12 protein-coding genes and 3 pseudogenes are annotated in these 17574 nt (G+C 57.0%); 7 read left to right on the top strand and 8 right to left on the bottom strand.

The window, feature by feature from the left end; genetic code table 11:
- The first annotated feature begins 233 nt into the window (after positions 1-233).
- The 3 genes from RTCIAT899_RS20150 to RTCIAT899_RS20140 all read left to right on the top strand — a co-directional run bounded on the left by RTCIAT899_RS20150 (position 234) and on the right by RTCIAT899_RS20140 (position 3258).
- Positions 234-989 (top strand): aquaporin, encoded by a 756-nt coding sequence (locus tag RTCIAT899_RS20150; RefSeq protein ID WP_004112693.1) that lies wholly within the window; start codon positions 234-236, stop codon positions 987-989.
- 575 nt (positions 990-1564) lie between these two features.
- A complete protein-coding gene (locus tag RTCIAT899_RS20145) occupies positions 1565-2155 on the top strand; it encodes a NodA family N-acyltransferase (protein WP_004112689.1) in 591 nt (196 codons plus the stop codon).
- Positions 2156-2268: 113 nt separating this feature from the next.
- Positions 2269-3258 carry a LysR family transcriptional regulator gene (locus RTCIAT899_RS20140; protein WP_004112688.1) on the top strand — a complete coding sequence of 330 codons (990 nt, stop codon included), beginning with the start codon at positions 2269-2271 and terminating at the stop codon, positions 3256-3258.
- A 264-nt stretch (positions 3259-3522) separates the two neighbouring features.
- On the opposite strand, the gene RTCIAT899_RS20135 is transcribed toward RTCIAT899_RS20140, so the two are convergent.
- The 6 genes and pseudogenes from RTCIAT899_RS20135 to RTCIAT899_RS20105 form a co-directional block, all read right to left on the bottom strand.
- On the bottom strand, positions 3523-4089 hold the full coding sequence (locus RTCIAT899_RS20135; RefSeq protein WP_120671006.1) for a hypothetical protein: 567 nt from the start codon (positions 4087-4089) through the stop codon (positions 3523-3525).
- Positions 4090-4227: 138 nt separating this feature from the next.
- Positions 4228-5652, bottom strand: a pseudogene (locus tag RTCIAT899_RS20130) (IS701 family transposase).
- A 96-nt stretch (positions 5653-5748) separates the two neighbouring features.
- A protein-coding gene (locus RTCIAT899_RS32220; RefSeq protein WP_184462176.1) for an IS630 family transposase occupies positions 5749-6809 on the bottom strand; the annotation gives its coding sequence in 2 pieces (ribosomal slippage) (positions 5749-6317 and positions 6317-6809; 1062 coding nt in all).
- A 431-nt stretch (positions 6810-7240) separates the two neighbouring features.
- A pseudogene (locus RTCIAT899_RS20115) lies at positions 7241-7753 on the bottom strand (IS5 family transposase); the annotation flags it as partial.
- Positions 7754-7774: 21 nt separating this feature from the next.
- Positions 7775-9097 carry a group II intron reverse transcriptase/maturase gene (gene ltrA / locus RTCIAT899_RS20110; RefSeq protein WP_028755411.1) on the bottom strand — a complete coding sequence of 441 codons (1323 nt, stop codon included), beginning with the start codon at positions 9095-9097 and terminating at the stop codon, positions 7775-7777.
- 471 nt (positions 9098-9568) lie between these two features.
- Positions 9569-9997, bottom strand: a pseudogene (locus RTCIAT899_RS20105) (IS5 family transposase); the annotation flags it as partial.
- A gap of 756 nt (positions 9998-10753) precedes the next feature.
- On the opposite strand from RTCIAT899_RS20105, the gene RTCIAT899_RS33965 reads away from it, so the two are divergent.
- The 4 genes from RTCIAT899_RS33965 to RTCIAT899_RS20085 all read left to right on the top strand — a co-directional run bounded on the left by RTCIAT899_RS33965 (position 10754) and on the right by RTCIAT899_RS20085 (position 14414).
- Positions 10754-10939 (top strand): hypothetical protein, encoded by a 186-nt coding sequence (locus RTCIAT899_RS33965; RefSeq protein ID WP_172831088.1) that lies wholly within the window; start codon positions 10754-10756, stop codon positions 10937-10939.
- A 418-nt stretch (positions 10940-11357) separates the two neighbouring features.
- Positions 11358-12470 carry a pyridoxal phosphate-dependent aminotransferase gene (locus tag RTCIAT899_RS20095; protein ID WP_004120061.1) on the top strand — a complete coding sequence of 371 codons (1113 nt, stop codon included), beginning with the start codon at positions 11358-11360 and terminating at the stop codon, positions 12468-12470.
- A gap of 212 nt (positions 12471-12682) precedes the next feature.
- Entirely contained in the window at positions 12683-13711 is a 1029-nt protein-coding gene (locus RTCIAT899_RS20090; RefSeq protein WP_004120058.1) for an LLM class flavin-dependent oxidoreductase, read from the top strand.
- Positions 13712-14003: 292 nt separating this feature from the next.
- On the top strand, positions 14004-14414 hold the full coding sequence (locus tag RTCIAT899_RS20085) for a DUF4168 domain-containing protein (RefSeq protein ID WP_028755370.1): 411 nt from the start codon (positions 14004-14006) through the stop codon (positions 14412-14414).
- A gap of 547 nt (positions 14415-14961) precedes the next feature.
- Here RTCIAT899_RS20085 and RTCIAT899_RS20080 read toward each other — a convergent pair.
- Together RTCIAT899_RS20080 and RTCIAT899_RS32205 are read right to left on the bottom strand one after the other, a co-directional pair.
- Entirely contained in the window at positions 14962-15936 is a 975-nt protein-coding gene (locus tag RTCIAT899_RS20080; RefSeq protein WP_004120053.1) for a LysR family transcriptional regulator, read from the bottom strand.
- Between the two features lie 842 nt (positions 15937-16778).
- Positions 16779-17570 carry a sterol desaturase family protein gene (locus RTCIAT899_RS32205; RefSeq protein WP_004120049.1) on the bottom strand — a complete coding sequence of 264 codons (792 nt, stop codon included), beginning with the start codon at positions 17568-17570 and terminating at the stop codon, positions 16779-16781.
- Between the last annotated feature and the right edge of the window lie 4 nt (positions 17571-17574).

Genomic DNA, 17574 nt, shown 5'->3' with positions numbered 1-17574 from the left:
ATCGCAGACCGCCGGGAGCAAGCCGCAGCAAGGGCACCGGTCCTGATCTCGGCTGGTCGTCACAAAATTGAAGTCAACGACATAGGGCACAGAACGGACCGGACGATTGATCCTGTGGGCGTCAAAGGGTTCTGGCGAACACTGCATCGATAACCTGCCAAAAACCCAGTCGGCAGCGAGAATGTCGAGGTTGACGACAAATATCCGCAGAGATGCAATCAACGGAGTTAAGGATGAATAGATATTTTTGCGAATTACTAGGAACGTTTGCGCTCATTTTCTTCGGCTGCGGCACACTCGTCTTTATGCGTTCCGAGGTGGGCCCCCTCGGTGTCGCTCTTGCCTTCGGGATGACAGTGGTGGCGATGGCCTACGCGATTGGCCCAGTATCAGGCGCTCATCTCAATCCCGCGGTCAGCCTCGGTTTTCTTGTTTCGCGACGGTTTGGACTGTGGGACTTCCTCGCGTATGTCTTGGCTCAAAGTGCGGGGGCTATAGCGGCCGCAGGCGCTCTCTATGTGATAGCCATGGACAAAGTCGGTGGCTACGACATTGCCGTAGAAGGTTTCGCCCAAAACGGCTGGGGAGCTTATGGGGTCAGATCTGTGTTCCTGTTTGAGTTCATCTCCACGTTCCTGTTTGTAACGGTATTTCTCAAAAGCACCACCGAGGAAGGGGCGGGCACTGTCGCAGGTTTTGCAATTGGTCTTACCTTAGTCGCAATCCATCTGGCCGGCATTTCGGTTTCGGGTGCTTCTGTAAACCCTGCACGGTCGCTCGGCCCGGCGCTCTTTGCAGGGGAGACGGCGCGCTCACAGCTCTGGCTCTATATAATTGCACCGATGCTCGGTGCTGTTGCGGCGGGCCTTCTGCAACTCACTGAAGTTCTCGCGTTTCGACCAACAAGCAACTCGCTGAAGCGCAATGGCGCTACTCTTGCAGGGCGAAGTAGAGCTGATGCAGCTCGCCACTTCCAACCGCGCCCCTGACCGGGATTTCGACGGACTTCACATTTCCTTGGCGGCGAACCGCCCCGCCCCCGAGCCAGTATGGGGCTACATGTCACGTGATTCCATTTCCGCCGTTTCATTGTCACCTAAGCCGGTTCCAATCTCGTCTTTAGGGCGCATCGACCTTCTTTCCCGAGAGGAAAATCGGACCGCGGCCAGTATTGGAAAAAACTTGGGTCCATTCAGACCTAGCCCAACGGCCGAAAATACGTCCGATCGATATTGCGGCTGATGCTCCTTCAGGAGTCCTCTGTGAGCGGTTCGAACGCGAGCACTTTTTGGCTTCACCTGCAAACACTCTCTGCTCACCATTATGAGCGCTGCTCATGGATCCATGAAGGAATGCCATTTCAGTTTTGGTTCGCCTCATGATATTGGCCGCTGGGGTCAAGGATATCGCCTCGCCCGCGTCCATAGGACGAAGAGCATCAGCCTTGCAGGAAAGCCATCGGCCAGCACTTGTGCCGATATACTACCATTGCTTGTCGTAGCGATATAATAACAACCCTTAGGCCGTAAATCGTCCGGCCAGCGTCAAAAGAAGAGGTCTTTGAATGCGCGCAGACGTGCAGTGGAAATTGTGCTGGGAAAATGAGTTGCAACTCTCCGATCATGTCGAACTCGCCGAGTTCTTTCGGAAGACATACGGGCCGACTGGCGCGTTTAATGCAAAGCCGTTCCAAGGCAGTCAAAGCTGGGCCGGAGCAAGACCGGAGCTTCGTGCGATCGCGTACGACTCGATCGGTGTTGCGGCCCATCTGGGCTTGCTGCGCCGCTTCATCAAAGTTGACGGGGTAGACCTTTTGGTGGCTGAGCTAGGTTTATATGGAGTGCGTCCGGATCTCGAGGGGCTCGGCATCGCCCATTCGATTCAGGTTATGCTTCCCACATTGCAGAAGTTTCAAGTTCCATTCGCCTTCGGTACGGTTCGACCCGAGCTGCGGAAACACATTGAAAGATTCGGCCGACACAGTCCACTGACTGTTGTGTCGCAGGTGAGCGTACGATCTACGCTGCCACACGCACGCATCGACTTGCCGCCCACCCGTGTCGAGGATCCGCTTGTCATCATTATGCCGATTGGACAGCCCATCTCCGCCTGGCCAGCCGGTACGATGATCGACCGGAACGGACCGGAGTTATGAGCTACCTCGACTGCTAGCGGAAGTGCTCAGGCTCCTCGTGGAGCTCACTGTCCCAAGCGCAATCCGGTCCGGTCATCGGCAGGATCATATCGGCCGCCATCGGATGAAGAAATATGCGGTTCAATGGCCTTGATCTCAATCTTCTGGTTGCGCTCGACGCCCTGATGAGCGAACGTAATCTGACGGCGGCGGCGCGCAGCATTAACCTGAGCCAGCCAGCCATGAGCGCGGCGGTCGCACGGCTGCGCACCTTCTTCCAAGATGAGCTGTTTACGATCGCTGGGCGCGAATTTATCCCCACACCTAGGGCAGAAAGCCTGGCACCCGCCTTGCGAGATGCTCTGCTCCATGTTCAGCTCTCCATTATTTCCAGAGAGCCGTTTGAGCCCGCCCAATCGGATCGTCGCTTCAAAGTTATCCTTTCCGATTACGTCGCGCTCGTATTTTTCGAAAAAGTCGTTGAGCGCGCGGCGCGGGAAGCTCCTGCTGTCAGCTTCGAATTTCGGCCCCCGGGCGATGACACTGATGATTTACTCCGGCGCGGCGACGTCGATCTTCTCATTTTGCCGGAAGTGTTCGCGTCGAACACCCATCCCCGAGCAGGGCTGTTCGATGATGTCCACGTGTGCGTAGGCTGCACCTCGAACAAGCAACTGGAAGAGCCGTTTACGTTCGAGAGATACATGTCGATGGGACACGTTGTGGTCAAGTTTGGGAATGTCCGTAGGCCTGGCATCGAGGAATGGTATTTGCTCGAATATGGTCACAAGAGACGCATCGACGTCGTCGTGCATGGCTTCAGCATGATCCCGCCGATGGTTTCGGGCAACGAACGCATAGGAACCATGCCCTTACGGCTGGCGCAGCATTTCGCAAAAACCATACCCCTGCAAATCGTTGAGCTTCCGCTACCACTACTCCTTCCGTTCACCGAAGCCGTACAATGGCCCGCTCTGCACAATAGTGATCCGGCAAGCCTCTGGATACGCGAACTCTTATTCAAGGAGGCGTCCCACATGATTTCGCCGCCGGGCGCGGCCGAACCTCATATGCACCGGATTAGCACCGGCCCTGACCCGCTCACCTGCGATCGGCGAACTTGATAACGGGCGGAGAAGTCACGTGCTTTGCCCTTCACTTTAAGATTTACACAAGCCAATTGGGTTCGACCGCACGGCGATAACCGGTCGCAACGTTATTTTGCGTCCGGGCGCAGCGGAACAGCATGGATGCTCCAGTTGAACGAAAACTCGAATAATTGCAGCGGTCCGATCGACAGGAAGGACGAGCTGCCATAACTCGGGTCGCCTTTGCGGACTGCAGGCATAAGGCTCAGCACCCGTTACCGAGGCGATCGACGTTAGCCGTTACTTTGCAGAGTGCCGGTAAAAGACATCCGCCAGAATGTGGTGATCATGGCGGTAGACTTCAGCCATGATATTGTAGAGCTCTGGATCGTGAGCCTCGAACTCGTCTGATGTGGCGACGGTGAGTGCACCATGGCTGTAAGCTGTATTCGTATTGAACCAAAACCGCGTGCCTTCGGCCCAATACTCATCGACGGTGTTCTCCATATACGAACGCGCCCAGAGTCCTTTCTCGCGGGCGTGGAAATAGGCTTTTTCAACTCGCGCGACGAGATCAGGATCCACCGTGCGAAGCGCGTTGAAGATATTATGTGAGAATTCGTGAACAAGAATGTTTCCTCCGTAATAGCGAGTGCCAGGCACGCCCATCAAATTTTCCACGGCCCCCGTCGTGTAGAGCCCGCCCATGCCGCGTGCCCGTTGGGCCCAGTATTCCCGGGCAGTCATCTTGTCGATCGTGTTGGCGTAATTCCGCCGTTCGTCGGGGGTGAGGCGGGGATCATCGGGCGCCGGCTTCTTCCAATCCCGCTGCTCCGGAATGTCAGTCGTCGTCTCGTCGATCGCCATGATGCCCACCCGCGCCCCGGCCCAGATTAAGGCATCGCGAACATCACGACGTTCTGACAACATGTATAGGACAATGTCACGTGCGATTAAAAGTGCCGTGTCTGGAACCTTTTCGGACGAGATAATAGTCTTACTGCGTCACAAATTTGTGGATTTTATCGATCCTTCATCCGGGAGCAGCATGGACATCGCTGGAGGTTGCGACTGAGTGCGACGGTCAAGTGCCTTCGGATTGTGGCGATCGAATTCGACACGTGTCGCTCGGGTCGGATCGGGGGCTCCGCGGGGTCGATAACCCTGGGGAAGGCCAGATTGCGGGCGGTTTTTGGTTTCGGGCGGCGCTGAGGGGGGAATCGTCTCCCTTTGGGAGATGAGGAATCCGTAAGCGGCAATGCAGAGGCTTGCATGATGATGGAAGCCGCGCCAACCGCGTCCCTCATAGTGGCCGAGCCCGAGTTCCTGTTTGAGTTCCTGATAGTCGCGCTCGATGCGCCAGCGCAGCTTGGCGGTGCTGACGAGCTTTGCGAGCGAAGCGGCGGCCGGGAGAGTGGAGAGCCAGTATTTGAGTGGTTCGGCATCACCCTCGGGCCATTCGATCAGCAGCCATTCCTCGGCGCGGGGCTCGGTCAATTTGTAATCCCTGGACGCGGGCCTGACGCGCACGGCGGCGAAGCGAGAGTTGAGGTCAGTGTTGGTTCCTTCCCGCCAGCCGATGATCTGCCAGGCATCTTGCGGCAGTTCCTGCGCCAACGCCTTGGCCGATATCGGGCTGTGCTCGGGGCTGCGGCGCATCAGCGAGGTTGGCCGCCCCTTTCCGCGCCAGGGCTCGGGTGGCAATGGTCCCTCGCCGGGTCGCCAGACGCTGAGTGTCGGCTGCACGCCCACGACATAGTCGAGGCCGAGTGCCGACAGGCCGGCGCGGAATGCGCCGTCCACGCCATAGCCGGCATCGGCCAACACCACACCGGGCGCCACTCCGGCTGCCTGGGCGGCTCGGATCTGCTCCAGCGCGATGGCCGGTTTGGTCTGGAATGCGACGCTGTCAGGGATCTTCGCCTTGCGCCGCCGCTCGGCATCGTCGGCCCAGATCTCGGGTAGATACAGCCGGTAGGCAATCGGCAAGCTCGCTGCGACGTTGGCGATCGACAAGCTGACCGCGACTTGGCAGTTGTCCTGCTTGCCGAGTTGGCCACAATATTGCCGCGCCACCCCGACCGAATGCCTGCCCTACTTGGGAAAGCCGGTGTCATCTACAATCCACGCCTCGATCGGCCCATGTCGCTCGATCAGCGGCAGCACCAAATCGCCAATCCGCCGCAGAAGCGCCTCGTCCGACCACGGCGCCTGACCGACGAAATGCAGTAACGACTGATGCTTGGACGAAACCCTCGCCGGTGCCGTTACCGCTGCCAGAGGCTCGACACTCTTGCGCTCCACCGGCAGCATGAGGCCAAGGCAGTAATCCTTCAGCGGCTCTGCCCGATCGGCATGGCCGATCACATCGACAAGCCTCTCGACATAATCCGCAAAGTCTGATTCACTTCTTCCGCTCAGGCCATTCATCTCAGCTTGCTCCTGCTGACCACGAATCGCCACGCTAGCACATCATCGCAAACCGCGAATCTCCCGTTTTTTGTGACTCATACGGCTTCTCATTGATCAGAACGCATTGGCCCATTCTCTGCGTCCGATGGACATGATGCGCCAGGGCTGACTTTCGAGTTTTCGCCATGCGTCGCAACAGTGATTGACGATATCGTCGTAGGATTTGAAGACTCGGTTCGAGAGCCAATTCTCGCGCATGAAGAGCCAGAGGTTTTCGACCGGGTTCAACTCTGGCGATTTCGGCGGGAGCGGCAGGATCGTTATGTTTTCGGGCACGACGAGATTGTTGGACATGTGCCATCCCGCCTGATCCATGATGAGGATGGCATGGGCGTCATCGGCGACATGACGGGCGATTTCGGCCAGATGCTGCGTCATCGCGTAGGTGTCGCACCACGGCATGACCAGCGCTGCCGCTTTGCCGAGCTTCGGGCAGATTGCGCCAAAGATGTAGGCCGATCTGGTGCGTTGATCATGCGGCGCTGAAGGTCGCGTTCCGCGCTTGGCCCACCGGCGCGTGATCTTGTTCTTCTGACCGATGCGAGCTTCGTCCTCGAACCAGATTTCTATTTGCTTGCCTCGTGCCGCTCCAGCGGCAATTTCTGCCACCGCGGCGGGGAACTTTTTTTAAATTCCTCAATGGCTTGGGGGTCTTGCGCGTGATGTTTGGGCCGTGCGGCCAGCTTGCGATAGCCCATGGCTCGCACCTCACGGCTCAGCGTTTGCTCGCTCACCGAGATGCGAAACCCTTCCCAAAGCCATTGAACCAGATCGCACAGACGCCAACGCACAATGCCGTCAAGATAGGGCGTCGGTCCGCGCTCGATGGCCTGTGCCAAGGCCGCACGCTGCTGATCGTTTAATCGCGACTGCGGACCGGGAGCCTTGCCGTTGATCAGGCCTTGGGGACCACGCTCGTTGAAGCGCATGACCCAGTCCCGAACGATCTGGAGCGTGACATTGCCGAGACGGGCGGCATCGGAACGCGAGCCTCCGTCATAGATCGACGCGAGCGCCAACAAACGTCGTGCCTGGGCGGCGTCCTTCGTCTGCCGCGCCAGCCGCCGCAGACCTTCTCCCTCAAAATCCTCACGCAATGAAATCCCTGATCGCATCGCAGACCTCCGGTTTGCTCCAGAGATTCAGATTCACCGCGTTTTGGGAAGGCCAAAGAGTCAAGTTAAACGGGACGCGGTATCAGTAAGAATAGGTATGCCTGCTGCGTCAGCATACTTGGCATAAAACGGATCCAGGCCGAGTGAAATCGGTGGGCTGCGAACCATGAAAGTATCGAAATTGGATATATCAGCCATCGACAATGGCGACGCAGATAAACCATCCTCAGCGCCGCCAAGTCCCCTGCGGATGCAGCAAGAAGGTATCCACCGACAAGGACCATCGCCATCGAGCATCCATGAATCATCATGACCTTTCCTTAGTGCACTGTCTTCCTGAGACGACGCAACAACCATGCCAATCACCAAGCAAAGAACCGACGGTTATATTTGTCGGCCCTGTCGCGCTAAGAGTCGGATTCGAAAAGCGTTCAACGATATCCATACCTTGCTAGCCGTCTGGTGATGAGACGAATGTGGGCGATCATGATCCACGCTTCGGCTGATGCGATGGAGCGTTCGACGTCTTTGGCCAATCTGCGGCATCTGCCAAGCCAGGCGAAGGTCCGTTCGACCACCCATCGACGCGGCAGAACCTCGAAGCCTTTCGCCTTGTCCGAGCGCTTGATGATCTCGATCGTCCAGCGCCCGATCTTTTTCAGTCGCCGCTTCAACTTATCGCCCGCATAGCCACCATCGGCGAAGACATGCAGCAACCATGGCCACCTGTGGCGGATGGATTTCAGGAGATCGGGAGCACCGTCGCGATCCTGGATGTCGGCGCTGTGCACCATGAGACCGACCATCAGGCCGAGCGTATCGACGATGATATGGCGCTTGCGGCCTTTGGTCTGTAGAGTCGAGGAAAGGCGCGGTGGCTGGCCCTTGCGAGGCTCGCTCCGTTTCCTTTCCCCGCTCATCAAACCGGACGTGCGGATTTCCCGCATCCGGCTTTCCGACTGGCTTCATCGTAAGGCCCACGGCGACTGCTTGCCGCGCTCGCGTCGAAGACACAGCACGCCCAATTCCCCGTAAACATGTTCACGTGGGAATCGACGCGTGCTGCGTCCTTGCACTTTGTGCCGTCTGCACAGGAAGTTCGTGACGCGGTCATAGACGTGTCGATCGACGCCTTCATAGGCCGATGCGAGAGCGCCATAGGAGAAGTATGCGGCCCAACCGCCCAGGAGGCGGTTCAATCGCTTGCGAACTTCAGGCCATGTGCCCTTGTTGCCCGGCGTCAGCAGCGCGCTGACCTTGGTCTTGATCCGCTGCACGCTCTTCCTGGACGGGCTCGCTCCCAGGTACCACCGGCCGCCGTTGGGCAGATGACGTGGTCCAAGCGAGTAGCCAAGGAAGTCGAAGTGTTCGCGCCGGGCATCCTTCACCGAGGTTTTCGCCTCGTTGAGCGACAGCCCGAGTTTCGTCATCACCGTCCTTGTCCACGCCAGCGCCTCGGCCGCATGATCGCGGCTGAGAATGACGAAGTCATCGGCATAAGAGATGACGTGCGCGCGGAACTCTTCACCCAGACCGCTGAGACGCCAGTGCTTCAGGAACCGGTTCATGTAGATGACCGAGAGCAGCGGACTGACGACACCCCCTTGGGGCGTGCCGTGTGTGCTGCTCTTGCCGCCAGTCATGCGCCGTTTCCCGTCGCCATCCCGCTCCTCGACCGGTGCTCGCAGCCACAGCCTGATCAGCCGCAGCACGCTCCGATCGACGATGCGTCGGGCCACCGATTTGAGGAGGTCCGAATGCGGGATCGTGTCAAAATATTTCGACAAATCAGCGTCGACAACGTCGGTGTAGCCCCGGCACATCAGCCGGTGCGTTTCCTTGACTGCATCGACCGCGCTGCGACGCGGCCGATAACCATAAGCACCGTCCTCGAAGTCCGCCTCGAAGATTGGTTCCAGTACGAGCTTGGCAGCGGTCTGGATGACGCGACAGCGGATAGAGGGAATGCCGAGCGCACGCTCGCCTCCCCCAGGCTTCGGTATCATCACCCGCCGCACCGGATCGGGTCGGTACGTCTTCGAAACGAGTTCTTCGCGCAGGCCCGCCAACCACGCATCCACGCCCGACGCCTCGATCTGCGTAAAGGTCACTCCGTCGACGCCAGGCGCTCCCGCATTGGCGCGGGCCAGCGCATAGGCATGGCGCAGAATGTCTTCACGGCAAATCTTGTCGTAGAGCAAATAGAAGCGGAAAGCGGGCTCCGCCTTCGCCTTACAATAGAGCTTTCTCTGTAGGTTCCTGATCTTTTCAGGTGTTTCGAGGCTCATCGCCAATCACCCTTTCCTCACCATCTTCGAAAGCATGCCAGAAGTCAGGGTCCTTTCCTCCGCCGGCATTGCCCGGCATCGACAGTCTTACGACCCTGTCCGACTCCCGTCCGGTCCATCGCCATCAGCGATGTCGAAGCCGCGACCTCCGACCGCACGGGTCTCCCTCGATTACCCGCATCACCCTTCCCGCGTGCCGTGCCCAATACCCCGGCAGACCGAACAGGTGCTTGTGACGATTGCTTCCCTGTTCGCACGGCCTTCCCCGGGTAAGAGACGGGTCGGCATCTGCATCGACTCTTTCGAGGCCTGCTCGGACTTCACTCGCGTTACGGCCCACTGGATTGCTCAACCGCCCAAGGCGGCCTTTGTCACGAGGCTTCGAACCGGCCGGTTACCCGACCGATCCGCTCGTCAGCTACCAGATCAATCGACAACTCTCTGGATGGAACCTTCCTCCATTGGTGACACGCGCCTTCGAGGCGCACTCTTGCCCGCGTCATAGCCCCGGATGCCGCCGCTTTCGGTGGTTTTGACGCTCTGGCTATCGATCACACCGGCCGTCGGGCTTGCCTCCTTGCCCTCCAACTCGCGCGTTTCCATCACGAGACGATGGTTGATGCGTGGCCAAAGTCCCAACGCTCTCCATTCATAGAAATAGCGCTGGACGGTCGAGCAGGGTGGAAAATCCTTCGGCAGCATCCGCCATTGGCAACCAGTTGTGGCGATGTAAAGCAGGGCATTCACCACCTCTCGCAAATCCGTGGTCCGCGGGCGGCCCAAGCGGCGCGGCATTGGCAGGAAAGGCTGAACCAGACCCCATTCCCGATCCGTCATATCGCTTGCGTAGCGTGCCGTTCGCCGGGCATATTGCCGACGGGTGATTTTGGTCCAGGCCATCGTGTTCTCCATCGAATCTCGCAAATCCGAAGGAATCATAACCTGCTGAAATCACCCACCTCTTTTTGAGGCAGCCTCTAAGCATTTGCGGCTACGTCTCTATCCGAAGGAAAGGCGGATCAGGAGCTGCAGCTGGAGGCAACATGCTTCTCGACGCTGGGAGGTTGCTCGCAGCGGCGCTTGCATCAAAATATGTCATTTGCCCGCGAGCCAGGCTCGCATTAAGCCCGCGCTATAGTCCCGCAGCTTCCTCGAACACCCAGTCCCGCCGGTCGGTCTTCTCGCCAATGCCGGCGAGGGTGCCGACAGCACGAGCGGAGCCGGCGATCGCCGCCAAATTCGACGATAACCTAATCCTCCAATGAAAATCGCGAGATAGTGCCCGCATCAGACTCAAGGGAGAGCCTGTACTTCCGATCGCGTTGGAATGACGGCCTGAACATCGCCTGCAGCAAATCGTGCCGAGACGATGATTAGGACATTGCAATGTCGATGCGGCGGTGAGTCGAGGAGCCCGCGAGAGCCATGGCCGGCAGTCTATTGCGCTGCCACGAGCGACGCCGCCGCGGGCACGAACCGACGACACCTGCCCTGGTCGATTTTCACCGCTGTGATGCGAAGCTTGCCGCAACCATCCGACATTTGGATGAGTCCTATTAAATCAATCGATTATCCCGATGGGCCGATCAAGCGTAAATAGGCGGTGAAGTGCTCCACCGACGGTGGGGTCGGCGATGCTAATCAGTGGTGGTTCACATGACGATAAGCCTCCTCGGCAGGGATGTCGACGATGTCCCCATTGATCCCACTGGCGACGGCCGGCTCATCAGTGGCGAAGGTATTGGGCAGATCAGAATACCCAATCCGCCGACGGACGGTATCGATCTCGCTCGCATGGTCGTGTTTGAGGTCTCGATCCAGTCCGTAGCTCTCGGCTTGTAATTTCATGCTCCAGGAGGCCCTCATGAAGATTTCCGTGGTGATCGTCCAAGCGAGCTGCACGTTTCTGCCGGTCTCGACGCGGTCGGTCGCGATTGCGATCCCGTCAGCTGCCTTCGGAGTTTTGCCGAGACTACCACTTTAGGGGATGGGCCGGGTGAGAGCCGCATTCGAAAACGGCGGGGGCAAGCTGGCGGCATTGGCCGCCAAATCACATCGTGAGAGGCGGCTGGTCCAAAGGCGCCGCTCTAATTTCAAAGGCTTGAGCAAATTGCGGTTTTAGAGGGTTAGCGTTGCGTGGCGATCTGCGGACAGGATGATCGTTGCTGCCGTCGTCGAAGCGGAACGAAGATACATGGGCTTCAGCTAGGACTGCCGATCACATGCTAGCGGGTTCGACTAACTGATACGGAGAAAAGATATGTCTGATGCAAAACTGCAAAGTGTGCTTTCGGCTCTTTCGCAGACGGTGAGACAGCTCGACGCTATTCCGGCTAAACAGCCGGGTCCTGAAGCCAATTGCGTTAAGCTGGACACGAATGAGAATCCATTTCCGTTGCCAATGCTGGTGATGCGAAGCGCGATTGCCGCCCTCAAACGGCATTACCTTTATCCGGAGGATGATAATCGCTGCTTGCGGGAAGCGGCCGCCAATGCGTATGGCCTCTCCCGCGATCAGGTGATCGCCGGCAATGGATCGTCTGAACTGCTGGGGCTAATCTACAGGGCTTTCCTTGCTCCGGGTGATAGCGTGGCGATGATGTCGCCAGGTTTTTCGTTCAACCGCAAACTAGCCTTGTTGCAGGGTGCTCAATTTCTCGAAATCGAATGGAGCAAAGCTTATTCGTTGCCGATAGAGCAATTGCTTCTCGGTCCCGCAAAAGAGGCAAAGTTCATCCTGCTGGCCAATCCGAATAACCCGAGCGGAACCTTTGTTCCAATAGCCGAGATCGACAGGCTCGCTGCGCAATCCGACCGTTTGATAGTGTTGGATGAGGCGTATGTCGATTTTGCGCCCGACGATGCTCTACGACTTATCAATCGCCATTCGAACCTGCTGGTCTTAAGAACATTTTCTAAAAGCTACGCCGCCGCCGGTATTCGCATTGGTTTCGGCTTCGGTCATCCTGAACTTATCGGAAGGCTGCGTAACAGCCAAAATCTCTTCAATATGAATCTTATTGCCCACGCGGTCGGCACCAGCATCCTCTCGCACCGCGCCGCCTACGCCGAGAACCACAAACATATCAAAGATGAAAGACACCGAACCACGGCCGCACTCTCTAAACTCGGATTTTCGGTGACCCCGTCTCATGCAAATTTCTTGCTTGCTCGCGCACCACCTGGGCAAAACGGCACGTGGTGGCAAGCATCGTTGAGAAGACGAAAGATACTTGTTGCCGTCTTTCCCGATGACGGCCTGGAAAATCATATTCGCGTAAGCGTCGGTTCAAAAACCCAAATGGATGCATTCCTATCAGCCGCCGCTGACATTTCTAAAAGCCTGAAGATGCAGCCGGTCACGCACGGCTAATCTTTGTTTTTGCCGACACCACAGAAACAGCCAAGTCGATTTGGCCGGGATACCCAGATCTCCGCACCAAATGAGGTCGACACAACCGGTGTCGGCGATTGCACTGACCCTGGTGCCTTTTGATGCCTCGTCGTGGAGAACCACGGCCGGAGCATAGACCGCCTCTTCATCGCTTGAATCGACATCTTTCATCTAACATTGGAGACAATCGAATGGGAAATGCCATTCCTTCTAATCTGACCTTCGGCATCTTCGATCATCTGGACGACAACGGCTGCGACATAGCCCAGCAGTACTCAGATCGCCTGAGGTTAGCCGAGGCGTGCGACGGCCTTGGTTTTTACGCTTATCACCTTGCTGAGCACCACTGTACTCCACATGGGAGAGGGCCATCGCCAAATCTGTTTTTATCGAGCGTCGCGCAGCGTACGCGTTGGATTCGTATCGGGCCACTTGTCATGCTGCTGCCCCTTTATCACCCGCTGCGTGCTTTTGAAGAAATCTGTATGCTGGACCAATTGAGCGGCGGCAGAGTTGAGGTCGGGATTGGACGCGGTTCTCTCCCGATCGAATTAAGTTATTTCGGGATGTGTGCGGACGCGGCACCAGGCTGCTATGCGGAAGCCAGTGAAATTCTTCTTAATGCGATGAGAGGCGGCACGTTGTCCCATAAGGGCCAGCATTTTGAGCTGAGCAACATACCTTTGACACTAAAACCTCATCAAAGCCCGCATCCACCGATGTGGATTGCCACAGGTAGACCCGAATCGGCCCGCTGGGCCGCTGCGAACGGCGCAAACATCGCGTGCCTGGGACCGTCCTCTTCTGTCCGCAAAATTACTGACGCCTTCCGCGCCCATCGAAAAGAGAACACGGGCGAAGATGATCAATCCTCGTTTCGTGGCTTGCTTCGCATGATCGTGATTGGGCGTTCTGACCGCGAAGCCTGGGTGCTCGCAGCGCCGGCTTACGAACACTGGCTCGCCAGCTTTGAATTCCTTTACGAGCTAAATGACCTGCAGACTCCACCAAACCTGCCGCTGACTTTCGACGAGGCGGTTGAGAACGAGTTATGCATCGCAGGGTCGGCGGCGTCGGTGAGACAAACATTACTTAGCCAGGTAGAAGAGGCAGGCGCCAACTATCTTCTGTGTCAACTTGCATTTGGGACCCTGCCGCTGGATGCTTCCCTTTACACAGCAGCCACTATTCAATCCGAATTTATGGCTCGTCTTAACTGATGCGCCATAATTTGGAGCCCCAACAACTTTTCCTGCGCCGTGCTGGCCGTCCAGTTGGATGCTAAACGTCAAGCTCCTCGCCGTCGCATCCGGTTCATATGCTCCTGATGATGGCAAAGTTCTCGGCAGCGCCCCGTTCATGGTATCATGATCGCCTCGCTATCGTCCTATGGCAAGCATTGAAGGCCACATTGTCGCCGAATCCTCGTCGACCGAAGCCGGCTATATCACCGCTTTTGGCTTTACGCTGGGAAAGAAGCCTTGTCCCCCGCACTATATGAGAGGAATTAAAATGATCGATCGTTACATCTCTGCCGCATCGTTGACCGCTGCAGTTTTGGGCTTGATGTTTCTCAGCAATCCTGCAGCGGCGCAAGAGACGCAACCCGCCCAAGGGCAACCAGATGGCAATGGTGCGGCTGCGGCCATCAGTGACCAGAAGATCGAAGCTTTTGCCGTCGCCTATCTCCAGGTGGACAAGATTAGGCAGGAGTACGCGGCCAAGATCAAGGCGGCGCCGGATGAGACAGCGAAGCAAGAGCTACGGAGCGAGGCAAGAAAACAGATGATACAGGCCGTTCAGACCTCTCCCAATATTTCAGTGGACGAATACAACGAAATTCTGGCCGCTGCACAGAAGGATCCTGTTCTCGTGAAGAAACTTGACGACAAACTGCAGAAATCCGCGCCCGCAAAGCAGTGAGCAACCCCACGATCACCGATCAATTTGATCACCCGCCATCGCCGCGCCGAGTCCTACAATCTTGGCACGGCGTTGACCGGGGGTTCTTCATGACCATGTCCGCGACATTGATCCAACTGGGCAGTGAGCACGTCGACAAGATACCCTGCGGCAATTGTCCGGCAGCCCAGCAGTCACATACGAGCGATGGACGCAATCATCTACTCTTCGGCGGGGCGCGTGCATTATCCGGATCTGCCGATGGCTCAAAGTGCCACTTTCCAACAAGATCACCCAAGTGGCCCTCACGGCGTAGTCGCATCTCCGACATCGTTGAGCGGCAGACAGACCGGCAAAACGTGAGGTCATGGATGAGCGATGTTCGCGATCGGCTACCCTAAACTAGCGTCCCCGGTGTTAAGCTAATCCCACTATCGTCAAAGCGGTCGGCGAGCGGGCGCGGGAACGTATAAGCTTGCCGGCAGCATTAACGCGCGGCGTATAGCGCGGCGCCCGAAACGGCGCTATGGCAGCCATATAATAGTCATGGCCCGATGAAGTTTTCGGATCACATGTGCGCAGGACAACATTCGTGCTGGTTTGAGTTGCTGAGCGGCGCGGTCGTGGCAATCGGCGAAACCATGCGGGACGCCTCCTCAAACAGCATTTCGCGCATCCAGACGCTTCCCGGATCACTATTGTGAAGTTCATGCCATTGAACGGCTTCGGTGAACGGAAGGTGTCGTGGCAGCGGAAGCTCGACGATGCGCAGCGGCATTGTTCTTGCGAAGTGCTGCGCCAGCCGTAAGGGCATGGTTCCTATGCGCTCATTGCCCGAAACCATGGACGGAATCATACTGAAGCCATGTACGACGACGTCGATCCGTCTCTCGCGACCGTGCTCGAGGAGGCACGAATCCTCGAGTCCCGGCCTCCGCGTATAGAATTTGGCCACAACGTGCCCCATCGACATGTATCTCTCGAACGTAAACGGCTCTTCCAGTTGCTTGTTCGAGGTGCAGCCTACGCACACGTGGACATCATCGAACAGTCTCGCTTGGGGATGGGCGTTTGATAAGAATATTTCCGGCAGAATGAAAAAATCAACGTCGCCGCGCCGAAGAAGGTCTTCATTATCATCGCCGGGGGGAAGAAATTCGAAGCTGACGCCGGGAGCTTCTCGCGCGACACGCTCCGCAATCCTTTCGAAAAACACGAGTGTAACGTAATCGGAAAGCACAATTTTGAAGCGGCGATCCGACCTAGCCGGGTCAAACGGCTCCCTCGAAATAATGGAGAGCTGAATCTGCAGCAGAGCCTCGCGCACCGCCGGCGCGATACCTTCAGCCCGCCGGGTGGGGATAAATTCGCGGCCGGCCATCGTAAACAGCTCATCTTGGAAATAGGTGCGCAACCGTGCGACCGCCGCGCTCATGGCTGGCTGGCTCAGGTTGATACTGCGCGCCGCCGCCGTCAGATTGCGTTCGCTCATCAGGGCGTCGAGCGCGACTAGGAGATTTAGGTCAAGCCCATTGAACCGCATAACTTATCTATCCACAGCGTGTATGTACGCCCTACAAACCTATCAGTACTCCTCATTAGTAATACAAATTGACGTTTTCACAGCGCAAAGACGCTCTGTGAAAACTTTCTTCGCAAATCGCATAGTGGGCGGAAAATTGAATATCGCGCAGTCCGACAGCGGGCCCATTTGGTGGGAAAGAAAGAGCGATCCGCACAGCATCCTGGTGAACTTCAGCGAGTGAACGGCAGGCCTTTTGTCATCGCTATATCGGTAGTCGATCTGTTCGGAGGGCAATCCCCTTCGGCGCCCGGAAAGACCTTTCCATGCGTAACAATGGTTTCACGTCCTCTGCGAATTTCTATTGGCGTGATATTTGCCAGAGATCAATTCGGTTCATCCCAGCGGTCGAGCGCCTTCTGACCCGGATCCCGATTGAGCGGGAGTTTATGATGCGGCGAAGAGGCTCAATACTAATTTGAAGGAACGTTTCAAAACACGCAGACGGCACTTGCCGTGCTCTGGATTGTTGCCGCGCGGCTATTCACTGAACATGGCACTGTGAAACTATTTGGCTTCCCCTCAGGCGGCGAGGCACCGGCAGGACAGTTGGTTTTCGCCAATGCTGCCCGCAGGCGGCGGCGATGGCTTAATCCTGTTTTGCTTCGTCGTCCTGTATCTGGTCTTGGCCGGGCCGGGGAGCTTTGATGCTAAGATGAAACGGATCTGAGCCGACCCTCGTGCTCAACTTGCCGGATAGGATCATCACCAAACGGTGGGCCGCAGCCTTGCAGATCTTCTCGCTAAGCAGCCTCCTGATCAAGGCCGCCACCAAGTTTAGATCAGACCCAACTCTTTGAACTTCAAGCTGCGGAACTGATATCCGAACGAACAGGTCCATCTCTTTCCGCCGCGTTCAATCCGCCAGCCTCAACTCCCCGCATACCATTTCCGACCTTGGTTCTGATCCAACGTCGCTTATCAAACGGAAACATAAAATAGTCACGTACGGTGAGTGGTTCGGACTGATCTCGGAGACCAACTTGCGGCCACTCGTCCTTTTTCGGCCAATATGCCGTGCGGAAAATCGTGTCCCATACCGTCGTAAAGAACCCATAGTTTCGATGCCGATGATGCGGTTCCATCGAGTGGTGAATGCGGTGGAATTTGTTGTCGCCGATAATGTATCGGAGCGGCCCAAGGTTGACTCGTGTGCTAGAGTGAGAAAGGTGGGCCTGAAAGGTAATTAGGGTCATGGCAACGACGGGCACGACGCCTGATTCGAAGTTAACCAGCGTAAGTGGTAGCGTGACAAACAATGCGTATACAAATGGCTCGGTAAAATGATGATTGCAATTCCAGGCCGTCAGTTCACGAATTGAGTGATGAGTGGCATGCAGGCGCCAAAGGAACGGAACGGCGTGTTGGGCGCGATGCATCCAATAATAGAAGAAGTCACCGGCTATCGCGACGAGCACACCTGAAAGGACGGCGAGCCCCGTGTTGATGAGCGGATTGCTAGAGTGAAGCAAGGCACCAAAATTGACCGTTAGATGGTGTAACGGGCGGATCCCAGCCAGGCGAGTTTGAAGGCTTGGTGGTCGTCCCTCACAATGATGGTGTCGCGGAGTCAGGAGTGGCCTGCTCCATAGCATCACG

This window comes from Rhizobium tropici CIAT 899 (assembly GCF_000330885.1).
In the GTDB taxonomy this organism is placed as follows: domain Bacteria; phylum Pseudomonadota; class Alphaproteobacteria; order Rhizobiales; family Rhizobiaceae; genus Rhizobium; species Rhizobium tropici.
The sequence above is the reverse complement of the archived record's forward strand: the minus strand, read 5'-3'. Positions and strand labels throughout refer to the sequence as shown.

Bases quoted from the DNA above. Each gene is read 5' to 3' on its own strand.
- RTCIAT899_RS32205 (WP_004120049.1), bottom strand. From the start codon at position 17,570: ATGCTATGGAGCAGGCCACTCCTGACTCCGCGACACCATCATTGTGAG.
- RTCIAT899_RS20085 (WP_028755370.1), top strand. From the start codon at position 14,004: ATGATCGATCGTTACATCTCTGCCGCATCGTTGACCGCTGCAGTTTTG.
- RTCIAT899_RS20095 (WP_004120061.1), top strand. From the start codon at position 11,358: ATGTCTGATGCAAAACTGCAAAGTGTGCTTTCGGCTCTTTCGCAGACG.
- RTCIAT899_RS20135 (WP_120671006.1), bottom strand. From the start codon at position 4,089: ATGGCGATCGACGAGACGACGACTGACATTCCGGAGCAGCGGGATTGG.
- RTCIAT899_RS20140 (WP_004112688.1), top strand. From the start codon at position 2,269: ATGCGGTTCAATGGCCTTGATCTCAATCTTCTGGTTGCGCTCGACGCC.
- RTCIAT899_RS20150 (WP_004112693.1), top strand. From the start codon at position 234: ATGAATAGATATTTTTGCGAATTACTAGGAACGTTTGCGCTCATTTTC.
- ltrA (WP_028755411.1), bottom strand. From the start codon at position 9,097: ATGAGCCTCGAAACACCTGAAAAGATCAGGAACCTACAGAGAAAGCTC.
- RTCIAT899_RS33965 (WP_172831088.1), top strand. From the start codon at position 10,754: ATGACGATAAGCCTCCTCGGCAGGGATGTCGACGATGTCCCCATTGAT.
- RTCIAT899_RS20145 (WP_004112689.1), top strand. From the start codon at position 1,565: ATGCGCGCAGACGTGCAGTGGAAATTGTGCTGGGAAAATGAGTTGCAA.
- RTCIAT899_RS20080 (WP_004120053.1), bottom strand. From the start codon at position 15,936: ATGCGGTTCAATGGGCTTGACCTAAATCTCCTAGTCGCGCTCGACGCC.
- RTCIAT899_RS20090 (WP_004120058.1), top strand. From the start codon at position 12,683: ATGGGAAATGCCATTCCTTCTAATCTGACCTTCGGCATCTTCGATCAT.